The 13,143-nt window shown below is 41.8% G+C and carries 8 protein-coding genes; all 8 read left to right on the forward strand.

Annotated features, from left to right (window positions below; all coding sequences use genetic code 11):
* The first annotated feature begins 269 nt into the window (after nt 1-269).
* A complete protein-coding gene (locus OLM33_09765) occupies nt 270-482 on the forward strand; it encodes a helix-turn-helix transcriptional regulator (GenBank protein MCW1713938.1) in 213 nt (70 codons plus the stop codon).
* A gap of 30 nt (nt 483-512) precedes the next feature.
* Nucleotides 513-3,377, forward strand: a complete 2,865-nt coding sequence (locus OLM33_09770) for an ATP-dependent helicase (GenBank protein ID MCW1713939.1) — start codon at nt 513-515, stop codon at nt 3,375-3,377.
* 23 nt (nt 3,378-3,400) lie between these two features.
* A complete protein-coding gene (locus OLM33_09775; protein MCW1713940.1) occupies nt 3,401-5,245 on the forward strand; it encodes a site-specific DNA-methyltransferase in 1,845 nt (614 codons plus the stop codon).
* On the forward strand, nt 5,245-7,899 hold the full coding sequence (locus OLM33_09780) for a DEAD/DEAH box helicase family protein (protein ID MCW1713941.1): 2,655 nt from the start codon (nt 5,245-5,247) through the stop codon (nt 7,897-7,899). The genes OLM33_09775 and OLM33_09780 overlap by 1 nt, the downstream gene beginning before the upstream one ends.
* Before the next feature lie 94 nt (nt 7,900-7,993).
* Nucleotides 7,994-8,965 carry a site-specific DNA-methyltransferase gene (locus tag OLM33_09785; GenBank protein MCW1713942.1) on the forward strand — a complete coding sequence of 324 codons (972 nt, stop codon included), beginning with the start codon at nt 7,994-7,996 and terminating at the stop codon, nt 8,963-8,965.
* 5 nt (nt 8,966-8,970) lie between these two features.
* Nucleotides 8,971-10,974, forward strand: a complete 2,004-nt coding sequence (locus OLM33_09790; GenBank protein MCW1713943.1) for a DUF87 domain-containing protein — start codon at nt 8,971-8,973, stop codon at nt 10,972-10,974.
* Between the two features lie 4 nt (nt 10,975-10,978).
* Complete coding sequence (locus OLM33_09795) at nt 10,979-12,313, forward strand: DNA double-strand break repair nuclease NurA (GenBank protein MCW1713944.1); 1,335 nt, start codon at nt 10,979-10,981, stop codon at nt 12,311-12,313.
* 601 nt (nt 12,314-12,914) lie between these two features.
* Nucleotides 12,915-13,143: helix-turn-helix domain-containing protein (locus tag OLM33_09800; GenBank protein MCW1713945.1), on the forward strand; the 229-nt coding region annotated here is incomplete at its 3' end.

Raw genomic sequence — 13,143 nt, forward strand, 5'->3', positions numbered from 1 at the left:
TAGTTTTGGGTTTCATTTCTGCAAGGTTTCTCCTCGTTTTATATAGATTTCTTGCAGATATTATATCTTATAATTACTCATAAATATAGTCTGTGACTGTATTATCCACGTTATTCAGTGACGACTACTATAATTTTTTGTACAGCTTTGAACACTTTTCGTTCTAAACGGATTGTTCAGTAAATAAATTCTGCGAACTCAAAATATTTTATTGACTACTGCAATAATTTTTGCTATACTAAAAGAGTTAATATCGAGAGGTGATTGTTATGGCCGTAAGTTACAAAAAGTTGTGGAAGTTATTGATTGATAAAGATATGAGGAAGCAGGATTTGAGAGCGGCGGCCAAAATTAGTTCATCGTCTATTGCCAAGCTCTCAAAGGGCGAGAACGTAAACACAGATATTCTCGTGAAGATTTGCAAAGCCCTAAACTGCGATGTTTCGGACATAATGGAAATACTGCCCGACCAAGAGGAGTAAGTTAAACAACGCTAATAGAGGTGTCAATGTATGTTTGATTTCGGCAAAGCTAATGAGCGTCAGCGAATCGCCATAGAGAGTGTAGACGGCCCCGTGCTAATTACAGCAGGGCCGGGTACAGGAAAGACCTACACTCTAGTTCAGCGAGCTATTTTCCTTATACAGGAGCGTGGTGTTAATCCGGATCAGATTCTGATGGCGACTTTTACAGAAAAAGCAGCGAAGGAACTTGTGACAAGAATTACAAACGAACTCGCAGAGCGTGGTATTGTTGCTAACATCAACGAGATGTATATTGGGACGTTCCACTCGCTTTGCCTTCGTATTATAAAAGAACATTTGGAATATACCCGACTTAAGAAGAACTATAGGACGATTGATCAGTTCGACCAGACCTATACGGTATTCCAAAACATTCATAAGTTTCGCAATATCCATGGTATTGATGCTGTGCTGTCTAAAGGCGGTGCGTGGCGGCAAGCAGGTGAGATCTGTAGTTATGTCAATAACCTCACCGAGGAATTAATCGCCCCCGATGTGTTGAAGGCGGACCCTGACCCGGCAATTGCAGCTCTCGGCGGAATGTTAGAAGTTTATCAGGAACTTCTCTCCGAGAACAACCTCATGGACTTCTCTGCTATTCAGACGGAGGCATATTGGCTATTAGTAAATAATCCCTCCATACTTGCTGAAATCCAACAGAAAATTCAGTACATCATGATAGACGAGTATCAGGATACGAACTACATCCAAGAACAAATTGTCTTCCTTCTCGGCGGAGGCCATAAAAACATCTGTGTTGTAGGGGATGATGACCAAGGTCTATACCGTTTCCGCGGAGCTACCATCCGGAATATTCTTGAGTTTCCTTCGAAGTTTGCCGATGGTGAGTGTAGGGTAGTCCCTCTAGTTATGAACTATCGCTCGAACAGTGATATCGTAGATTTCTACAATAATTGGATGGCAACGACCGACGGAGCGAGGTTCCGTTTTCGTTGGAAAAATTTCCGTTATGATAAGACCATCAACCCTCACACCAAGTCTACGCTTAATAGTCCCGCTGTTGTGAAACTAGCTAGCTACGAGGATTTGGACGAGTGGTGTGAGAAGATTTTACTCTTTATCCGCAGGATGATGGAATCGGGTAAACTGACGGACTACAACCAGATAGCCTTCCTTTTCAATTCTGTGAAACACCCTCGTGTCACACGTCTTGCTCGATACTTAGAGGATAATGGAGTGAATGTTTACTCGCCCCGCTCTGACATGTTCTTTGAGCGTGACGAGATTCGACTGTTAATAGGCTGCCTTATGCTGATGTTCCCAAAATATGTCATAGGACTTGAGAATGAGGAATATCAATTCCTACAGCCTGAGCACTATAGATATTACCGTGGCTGTGTGATTACTGCGAACGCCTATCTTGAGAAACCAGAATCAGCCGACTTGCGTAACTGGATACGCCGTCGCGGGAAGATTCATGCTGGTCTTAAAGATACGACTGATTATGCTTATTCCGGCTTGATTTATCAGATGTTTCAATTTGAGCCTTTCTCAGACATCCTCAGTACGGATATGAGGGTTAGTGTAGTTGATATACGTCCTGCGAGAAATATCGCACTTTTCACACAAGTCGTTAATAAATTCGAATACCTGCATCACATAGATGTGTTAAGTGCTAAATGGATTGATAGTACTACAGAGCGTTTTTTTAACCTTTACCTTCGATTACTCTTTGATGGGGGTATTTCAGAGTATGAGGACGATGCGGAGTATGCGCCGAGTGGGTGTGTTTCATTCTTGACAATTCATCAATCGAAGGGGATGGAGTTCCCGATTGTATTTGTAGACTCCTTGGGAAACATTCCGCGAAAGGCTTATAAAGACATTATGCAAGTCGTGGAAGATAAGTATTACAAACGCCCCGCGTTTGAGCCGTATGACCAGACTAAATTCTTTGACTTCTGGCGGCTTTACTATACTGCATTTTCACGCGCTCAAGACCTTCTTGTGCTTACTTGCAATGAGGACAAGCGGACGCCGTCGATGTATTTTAAAGAAATCTATGAGGACCTTCTGAATGTGGAGAGTGAGAGTTTCGATCTCTCTGAGTTCGATTTCAAGAGTGTAAAAGATGTTAACCTCAAAGACACGTTCTCTTTTACATCGCACATCGCTGTTTACGAAGCCTGTTCCATTCAATATAAGTTCTATAAGGAACTGGAGTTTGCACCCGTCCGGGTGAACGCTATGTTGTTTGGTATGCTTGTACATCAGACAATCGAGGATATTCACCGTGCCGTTCTCCGACATGAGGAACACCTCATCCAAACCGACAACATCGTGGCTTGGTTTGATGCAAATTACACATCACTGACGAAGAGCGAGCGGACATACCTCGCCGAGCCGCAACGGAATGCAGCTCTTAAGCAGGTCCTTCGTTATGCTGAGCGTCAAGCAGGACAGTGGCACACTCTTAAAGAAGCTGAGGTCGATGTTTCGCTCGTTAAACCAGACTACATTATCGAGGGCAAGATTGACCTCATTAAGGGTGATGGCGATACGGTGGAACTCGTGGATTTCAAGTCCGAGAAAAAGCCCGATATCTTTAGGGATGCGGAGCGGCTCGAACATTACCGGCGTCAGTTGCAAGTTTATGCTCATCTAGTGGAAGAGCGCACTGGACAGAAGGTTAGTAAGATGCATTTATACTACACAGGCGAGGAAAGTGGAGTGCCGACTATTTCCTACCCATACCAGAAGACTGCGGTGGACGCAACGATTCAAGCGTTTGACGACACGGTACATAAAATTCTGCGGAAAGACTTCACGCATCGCTCAGACTCGTCGAAGACATGCAGCGAATGTGACTTTCGCTTCTACTGTGATAAATAGAGTAAACCGGAGGAATGATTATAATGAGTGAACAACTTACTTTTGAATTTAAAGAGCGCCCTACGATTAAGGGCTTTCCTGAACTTAGGTGGACCGGTAAACGCCCATATCGTTCCACGCAGTATTATCCCGCCCAGTTACGTGAACGTTATGGAGAAGAGCGAGACGGGTGGATTAATCGTATTTACTGGGGTGATAACCTCCAAGTTATGAGCCATCTTTTAAAGGAATTTCGTGGTAAGGTCGACCTAATCTACATAGATCCACCTTTCGATTCAAAAGCGGACTATAAGAAAAAAATAAAGCTACGTGGGCAGACCGTTACCAGCGACTCGTCGTCCTTCGAGGAAAAGCAGTATGGAGATATCTGGACTAACGATGAATATCTACAGTTTATGTACGAGCGATTAATACTTATGAGGGAAATGCTTTCAGATGAAGGTAGTTTATACTTGCATTGTGATTGGCACAAAAGCCATTATTTAAGAATCATTCTAGATGAAATATTTGGTGTGGACAATTTAGTTAATGAAATTGCATGGTGCTACAAGTCAGGAGGAGCAGGGGAGAGAGGATATGCCAAAAAGCATGACACGATTTTAATGTATTCTAAAACGAAAGAATTTTATTTTAATCCAATAAAGGAAAAATCTTATATGTTTCCATGGTCAGGTGAAAACCCAGCTCAAACCTATTACAAGGATGATAAAGGACGGTATACGCTTGTTAACGTGAAAGATTACTGGACAGATATTGGTATGATTGCTACAAGTTCGTATGAGCGGCAGGGATATCCAACTCAAAAGCCGGAATCCTTACTTGACAGAATCATCACAGCTTCATCCAGACCGGGAGGCTTAATTTTTGATTGTTTTATGGGTAGCGGTACCACGCAGGCAGTCGCTATGAAACTGGGACGTCGATTTATCGGTGCGGATATTAACCTCGGTGCAATTCAGACCACGACGAAGCGGCTCATCACCCTTGCCGCAGAGTTGGATGCTGAGCAGGAAGCCAAGCCGCAATTCACACTTCTCACTGGCGGTAAAGATTATCAGGAGGAAGAACGAGTCGCTGAAGACAGTAAGAACTACCTTGTTGCTGCCAGTGCAGAGGACGACGAAAGCAGAGTTAATGAGGTTGAAACTGACGATTCCACCGAAGTTTTACCTTATACGGGCTTCGAGGTTTATAACGTTAACAACTATGAGTTTTTCCGCAACCCTGTCGAGGCGCGTGACTTACTCATTGAAGCTTTGGAGATTCAGCCCTTTCCCCAGAGCGACATCTGGGACGGAGAACTCGACGGTCGGATGGTAAAAATTATGCCCGTCAACCGAATTGCCACAAAAGCCGACTTGGAGGAACTTAAAGCGAACCTCCCATACAAGGCCTACGAGAAACGCAAAGAGGAGAACCCGAAACAACCCGTCGAAAAGATTACGCTTATCTGCATGGGTCACGAGCCTGATCTCAAGGCTTCTCTCGAGGCAGAACTCTCCGAATATAAGCTCGACATCGAGATTGTTGATATCTTACGCGACAAGGCAGACCTGCAGTTGAAGCGCGACTCTGAAGCCGACATCGCCATCGAGGGTGGACGGCTCGTCATACGCGCTTTCTATCCGTTGAATCTTATGCAGAAGCTTTCGCTCCAGAAAGAATTCGTGGAGGATTGGCGTCAACTCGTCGAGTCCGTGATGATTGACTGGAACTACGACGGCGCTGTCATGCAACCGTCCGTGATGGACGTTCCAGGTAAAAAAGAGATGGTTAAGGGAATCTACGACATCCCCGAAGGTGCAGGCACAATTAAAGTCAAGATTACCGACTTGCTCTCCGAGTCCTTGGAAGTGGAGGTGCGATAATGTCAAGCCAAACGACAGACAATTTTGCGTTTTATGAACAGCTATATCGCTACTACCAGGTAAACCGCCGGAAGATACGTTCCCGCTACAACGACTTAACACGGAAGTTCCTAGCCTACAACGACCGCGAAGAAAACCCGACAGCTTTCCTTCGCCGGCCGCAGTTTGAAGCCTTGGAGATGTATGTCTTTATTAAAGAGTTTTTGGGTAATGCCCAAGTATATGAAATTTTTGATGACTGGCGCAACAAGCGTGCCCATTTTTCAGATGCGTCATATTATGCAGTCCGCAAGGATGGACAAATGACGCTCTTTGACTTCGGACAAACCTCCGACGGCAAGTCCGTATATCTGCCCGAAGCAGTGGCTAAGCAGACCGAAATCCTTTTCAAGCAGATGAAGAGGTATAAGGAAGATTACCCGAATTATATCTATGCCCTAACGATGGGGCTCGGGAAAACCATCTTAATGGCGACGTGTATCTTCTATGAGTTTCTCCTTGCAAATAAGTATCCCCGTGATAAGCGGTTCTGTCATAATGCGCTCGTGTTCGCTCCCGATAAGACAGTCCTCCAGTCTCTTCGTGAGATTATCACATTCGACAAAACGAAAGTTGTGCCACCGGAGTACGCCAAGGTACTAGACGCGAACATTAAATTCCATTTTCTTGAGGAAAGCGGGACTACTCTCCACACTCTCGACGACTCAGACTTTAATATAATTATTTCGAATACACAGAAGATTATTGTCAAGAAAAAACGTAAAGCAGACAAGCCTGCTGATGTGCTGTTTAAGTCTGGCTCACTACTCTCATCTGTCTATGGTAATGACGAGGACGAGGATGTGCAGGATGCTTCCTCTCTCATGGAGAATCAACGATTCAAGAAACTCTGTCGATTGAATCAACTTGGAGTGTATGTCGATGAAGCACATCATCTCTTCGGCGCTGACCTAGAAAAGCATATTCGGGCATCGAGTGGCAAGAAGACAAGCCTGAGGGATACTATTAATATGCTCGCCGAAAGCACATCGATTGTAGCTTGCTATAACTATACGGGCACTCCCTATGTAAACAAGCAACTTCTACCAGAGGTTGTCTATGCTTATGGATTGAAGGAATCCATCCAGAACGGCTTTCTTAAAGACGCCGATCTGAAAGCTTTTGAGAATGTAAAAAGCGAGGAGTTCCTTCGCATTGTAGTAAAAACTTTCTGGGAAACCTACGGCGGTCGCACTTTTGAAGGCTTACCGCCTAAACTTGCTATTTTCGCAACAACGATTAAGGAGGCCGATGAGGAAGTCCGCCCGATAGTTGAGCGAATTCTTGCCGACTTAGGTGTTCCATTATCAAAGATTCTGGTTAACGTCGGCGATGAGAAAATAACAAAGAGCGAGGACATCCGAAACTTCAATGACCTTGATGTGCCTGGTACACAGGGCAGTCAGAAGCAAATCCTTATCCTTGTTGGTAAAGGGCGCGAGGGCTGGAACTGCCGCTCCCTCTTCGGTGTGGCGATGTTCCGTAGTCCTCAGTCGAAAATCTTTGTCCTTCAAGCTACAATGCGCTGCCTCCGCAAGATTACGTCTGAGCAGTTGACCGCTACTGTGTTCCTCTCTAAGGACAACTACGACATTCTCAACGACGAATTGAACAAGAACTTTAATATGGACATCAACGATATGTCCAACCCTGCGACGAAAGAGCGCCAACGGTACAAGGTCAGAGTTTTGCCACCGCCAAGGACGATAAAGCTTAAGCGTATATGGCGTGAGTACAGCCTTACCGAAAAGGGTTACAGTGATCCAATAGATTTTGCTTTGCGAGATACGGATTTCTCGAAATATGCCTCCAAAATGTATGAGAAGGACAGCATCTCTCACGATATGACGATCAAAGAAACTAACATCGACGACCTGAGAGAGCGCATGCGCTACAGTGCGTTCTCCCTTGCTGGAGAGATTGCTCGTTACATGAACATCTCTTGTATCCTAGCAGCACAAATCATCAGAGAAGCAATAGATGGTGAGGAAATTATTCTCGAAACGGTCAACAAATATAACGAAGTTCTCAATGATATAATCATTCCTCAGATATTTCACACACTCTTTGAGGTAAACAGTAAGGTAAGAACTGAAGATTGTGAGCTTGTCCTTTTGAAAGAGCCAAAAGAAGGTGGTTATTACGAATTTTCAGGCAATCCTAATCTTGTTATTACTAATAGGGATCCGCAGCTCAAGCCCGCAGAATCTGCAAAGACATTTCATGCAGATACATATGTATTCGATTCCATGCCGGAGAAGGAATGCTTCCTACAGTATGTCACAAGCGATAAGGTCAAAAAAGTCTATTTTACGGGAATGTTTACTAGCAATCAGGGAGATCTGTCGATTCAGTATTATGATCCCGAGTCACGGCGCATCCGCCTCTACTACCCCGACTTCTTTGCAGAGATGGCTGACGGCTCATATCAGCTTATTGAGGTAAAGGGTGACGATAAAATAGACGATGCAGTCGTAAAAGCAAAAGCGGAAGCCGCAACTATCATGGCAGTTCATAGCGGCATCGAATACAAGATGTATGCTGGAAGCCAAATAATGAAATCACATATTCTTAAGCCGAACTCACTTGCTCCGCAAGGTTCGCTGTTAGATTGACACATGCTAAACTCGCACCAATGTGCGAGTTTTAGGTATTTAGATCATCTGCTGGTATTTTCGGAAAAACGATAACAGTAAAGGATGGATGCGTATGTATAATCAGCTTTATAGCACTGATTACGGAAAATATTACATAGGAAAATGCGAAGAAATAATAAGCCGTCTGAACCTTAAAGGTAAAGTACAGCTTATCTTAACATCTCCCCCATTTCCTCTAAACAATAAAAAGCAATACGGAAATTTAACTGGAGATGATTATTTGCAATGGTTTAGCGGGCTCGCGGAAATATTCTCCAGTGTGCTGACTCCAGATGGATCGATTGTAATAGAAATGGGGAATGCATGGGAAAAGAACCGGCCTGTGCAGTCACTTCTTACTATTAATTCTCTTTTAAGTTTCGTTAATAACGAACGAGCTGGCTTGAGATTATGTCAAGAATTTGTTTGCTATAATCCAGCAAGGTTACCATCACCTGCTCAATGGGTTACGATTAATCGAATACGTGCAATTGACAGCTTTACTCACATTTGGTGGATGGCTAATTCTGATTTTCCCAAAGCAGATAACCGCAGAGTTTTACGACCGTATAGCAAGAGCATGAAGCGGCTTTTGAAATCTGGAAAATTCAATTCTGGGAAGCGGCCGTCTGAACATGTTATTAGTGAAAAAGGATTTTTATCTGATAACAAAGGAAGTATATCGCACAATGTACTAGAATTGGAACAAATTGATGAAAATAAAGAATTACGCCTTCCATATTCAATGTTTAGTATTTCAAACACCAAATCAAATGATTTTTTTACAAAAACATGTAAGCAACGTGGAATAACACCGCATCCTGCACGAATGCCTCTTGAATTAGCGAGTTTTTTTATTGAATTTCTTACAGATGAAGGCGATATTGTTCTTGACCCATTTGGAGGAAGCAACACAACCGGATTTTGTGCCGAAAGAGCAAAACGCAAATGGATTAGCATTGAGGCTAACGAAGATTACGGAAAGCAGTCTATGATTCGTTTTGAGGAGCCTTCATTAAAAGCAAAAATAAAAACGGAGGAATAATAAATATGGGACTGATGCAAGAAGTACAAAACCTGGCAATAGTAGATATTTTTAAAGAAGCTAAAAAGCCCGATTTGTTCGTCGGAAGACCATTTTACCTCGATTTTGATAAAGCATATCTGCTGATAACAGACGCGTGGAAAGAAAGGGTAGGCGGTATTCCTCAAGGTACCTTTATTCTTGCTTTCTATGAAAACGAAAATGATGATGTTGATGAATGTCTTTTGCTAAGAGCAATTAAGCCAGCGAAACTACCAACTGATAACGATGTTATTGCTTCTATGGTAGAGTACTATAAGGACAACTTGAAGACATCGGGCAAAAAAAGTCAACTTGATGACTTTACAAAATACACATTCAGCTTCTCAGGACTTGAATGCCGTATTTTGGGAACATTTTTCCGTGATAGCAATGGAAAAATTCAATTCGGAGCTGATGTTGAAAATTACTATAGCGCGCATAATTATGTTGCTTACAAACCAGTAGGAGAAATACTGGAACAAATAGTTAATTTTAGAGATGGAAATACATCTGTTGGAAGTACAACTGATTATCGAATCGGTAAGATAAGGTACAGTTCAAGCCGTCGTTTTCAAGAAGCACACACAGATGTCCCCGTTTATGTTAGTCCCAGCGACTTTCTTGGAAAGCGGACAGCTCTTTTTGGAATGACAAGAACCGGTAAATCAAATACTGTAAAGAAGATTATTGAAGCTACAACAGAAATAAGCAATAAAGCTAAAGAGATATGTACTAATGCATCAACAACCTCTCCTATTGATAATGTCAAGCAATTTAATGATGAAGGAATTCCAAAATATAAAGTCGGACAGATTATCTTTGACATGAATGGTGAATACGCAAATGCGAATTTACAAGATGAAGGAACCGCTATATTTGAAAAATACTCAAGTATTACAACACGATACAGTGTTCTTGATAAACCTGGTTTCAAGGTGTTAAAGGTAAACTTTTTTAAGGATATTGCTGTTGGGTATGAGTTAATAAGCAGTTTACTTGCAGACGAAACCGGCGATTATATTAAGAGCTTTATTTCTGTTGATTTTGAAGAACCAGAAGATAAATTCGGTTCAGCGTATACTAGGTGGGCACGTAAGGTAGCAGTTTATCAATGCTGTTTAAAGGCCGCAGGCTTTATAGTTCCGAAAAATCACAAAGTTAAGTTTTCTGGACATAAAGATATTAATAGCAAAATAATGTCAGGGAAGACACTTGATCCTTCTAGCGGAATAAGCCTCGATGATGCACTTGCATTTTGGACATGGGTAGCGGATAACCAAGATGATCCGTTTTTTGTAAACTATCGCTCACAAAAAGGCCATGACTGGGTAGATGAGGATTTGAAGGCTCTTTTGGTGTTCTTGACTAGAAAGCGTAATTTGTCTGGTGTTGCTAGTCTAAGTGGTTTTAGAAAGCTGGTACCACTGAAAGATTATCATACTATACAATCTGATACATCCTTTGAAACTGATATCGTCAACTGTCTTAGACGTGGAGATATCGTAATTATTGATTTATCTCAGGGTGATCCTAACATACAAAAAACATTTGCAGAAAAAATCTGTTTAAGCGTCTTTAGAAATTCTATGGATAATTTTGTTAACAATCGCCCGAATAACTTTATTCAGTTTTACTTTGAAGAAGCACATAACTTGTTTCCTCAAAAGGATGATAAGGATTTGAGCCGAGTATATAATCGTATAGCCAAAGAAGGTGCAAAATTAAATATCGGACTTATTTATGCTACACAAGAAGTTAGTTCCATTTCATCTAATATATTAAAGAACACTCAAAACTGGTTTATCGCTCATCTAAACAATGATGATGAATTAAAGGAAATCAAAAAGTTTTACGATTTTGAGGACTTTTGTGATAGTTTAATCCGATACAGTTCCGGGAGTGATAAAGGATTTATTCGTATGAAAACATACTCTAATGCTTTTATTGTTCCCGTACAAGTTGACAGATTTACTGCACAAGGAGATTGATTATATGAGCTATGGAAATGACTATTCAAACAAACCATTTGAAAGAGCAAGTAAAACAGCACATACGAATATAATCAATGACGCCGAGGTGCAATCTTTTCTTTCAAAGTGTAAAGTCCCTCCCTATCAGGATGATGTCGATGATGCTGACATAGAAATTCATATGCTTGAAGAGGTTGTTCATAATCCGATTAAAAATATTATAGCTATTGATGGTGGCTATACCAACGTTTTTGTAAAGGAAGAATTCCCATCATCCACCATTGCATTTTTCCAATTTGGCGCGCTATTTTTTAAACATCAAGATTTAATTGATTTAAAAATCAAGCCCTTTATTGACCCTGACGATTTCTCAAAGCTTCAAAACATTCAGCGGATTAAGTTGGTTGTACCAACGAAGGGTATTACTCTTGACGGTGAAGCTGATCTTATTAGTTCGGTTAGAAAATCCATTTATGACTTCTTCTGTACCCAACCAGAACGTAATGGGTTTATTGATGCATTGAAGTGGCTCATTTTTGAAGAGTACAATTCTTCATCTCAAAATGTTATTTGGCATTTAGCGACTTGTCCTTCTTGCAACGAAGGGGTTGATATTCGGGCAAAAGACCTTTCATCTACATACACTATCACATGTCCGCATTGCAGTGGAAAGATATATCTCACCGACATATTTCGTCTTCATGAAGCTATTGATAATGAGCTTGGTGCCGGAGGAATCCTAGGTTACCTATCGACCACAGTAGAGCAAATTATAGCTGTTTTTCTAATAAAACAAATGCTTTCTATAAAACCAAGCCTTTTGTCCGAGACTTTATTTATAAAAGACGGGCCACTTGCCTTCTTTGGTCAAACTGCGAATATTCACAAACCTATGCGAAAGCTAATCACTTATTTGAATAGATATCATACCATATATATTGTTGGTCTTGAAAAGGGTGGTTCGTTTGTAGAGCATGCTGAGCAAGTGTCGAAAAAAATGATCCCGAAACAAATCTTGTTACTTGGGAACAGATATATTTACAAATATATTATTCCTGGACAAGCGAGAAACAACGAACCATATGCAAGCTCTTCCTATTATGGCCATAAGCTTATTTTTAAATCTGAACATAGCAATGTGTATGTAGCAACAATCCCCAATACCCAAGCACTGGCAGAACCGCAAATGGAAAATTATATCAATATTCATGTAATTCTGTCCAATATTACAGCATTAAAATGTGATTTATATTACAACTCACTTGTGCCAATTGTTTTAGCAAATAAACTGGTTTCTCTTGCAGATCATCCAAGTGCTGACTTGTTAAAATCATTTGCACAAAATAAGATCCTATGAATCCAAGCTTTGAGGTATTTTAAACCATATCTCGACTCATTCCCGCGAACGGACAAAAGCTGTTGAACTGTTCCCGCGAACCGATAGTACCCATTAAATCCACTATTGACCTATTTCCGCGAACGGACAAAATGAAAAATACAGACCTGACATCGAGGTGAGCCTATCGTTCCACGTTGAGACTGTTGTCTTGATGTCAAGGGTAAAAGATTAAGCGAGCTGAAAACCCTTATATATCAAGGGTCTTAGCACACATGGGTACAAAACTCATTGAGCGAAAAACAGCTAGTGTCAAATTAAGTTCGCAATTTCATTAGGACTCCTGTTAACCTACGCAGCTCTTGATGGTAATTTTTGGAGCGAGTCTTGACTTAAGTATGCCCTGTTCGCCGACCAATCTTCCGAGTATTCTGCATATGCCGCATCAAATTGAACACTTTGACCGCGTGAGTTGAACACCCTGACCGCTCAAAACTGAACACTGCTGCCGGGTGAGTTGTACACCCCTCCACCTTTTTATTACCTCACTGAACCTCTATCAATATAATGCATTCAGCATCCAGGTGATGCAAATACATTATTTGAGGAGGGGTCATTAGAGATGGCCAATTACAGGGAGATCCTAAGGCTTCGCAGCCTTGGGATCAGCAACAAACAGATCTCCGCAGCATGTCACTGTTCACGGACAACTGTCATAGACGTGCTCAAACGTGCCGGGGAAACAAGCCTCGAGTGGGGATCCGCAAAAGACTTAAGCGACAAGGAGATAACAGACAGGCTTTTCCCGCCGGGGCTGCAAAAACCTTGCTACAAAATGCCGGATTACGGGG

This window comes from Synergistaceae bacterium DZ-S4 (genome assembly GCA_025943965.1).
GTDB lineage: Bacteria > Synergistota > Synergistia > Synergistales > Synergistaceae > Caenicola > Caenicola nitritireducens.

Coding starts and splice junctions, on each gene's coding strand:
- OLM33_09770 (MCW1713939.1), top strand. CDS start 513: ATGTTTGATTTCGGCAAAGCTAATGAGCGTCAGCGAATCGCCATAGAG.
- OLM33_09795 (MCW1713944.1), top strand. CDS start 10,979: ATGAGCTATGGAAATGACTATTCAAACAAACCATTTGAAAGAGCAAGT.
- OLM33_09780 (MCW1713941.1), top strand. CDS start 5,245: ATGTCAAGCCAAACGACAGACAATTTTGCGTTTTATGAACAGCTATAT.
- OLM33_09775 (MCW1713940.1), top strand. CDS start 3,401: ATGAGTGAACAACTTACTTTTGAATTTAAAGAGCGCCCTACGATTAAG.
- OLM33_09785 (MCW1713942.1), top strand. CDS start 7,994: ATGTATAATCAGCTTTATAGCACTGATTACGGAAAATATTACATAGGA.
- OLM33_09765 (MCW1713938.1), top strand. CDS start 270: ATGGCCGTAAGTTACAAAAAGTTGTGGAAGTTATTGATTGATAAAGAT.
- OLM33_09790 (MCW1713943.1), top strand. CDS start 8,971: ATGGGACTGATGCAAGAAGTACAAAACCTGGCAATAGTAGATATTTTT.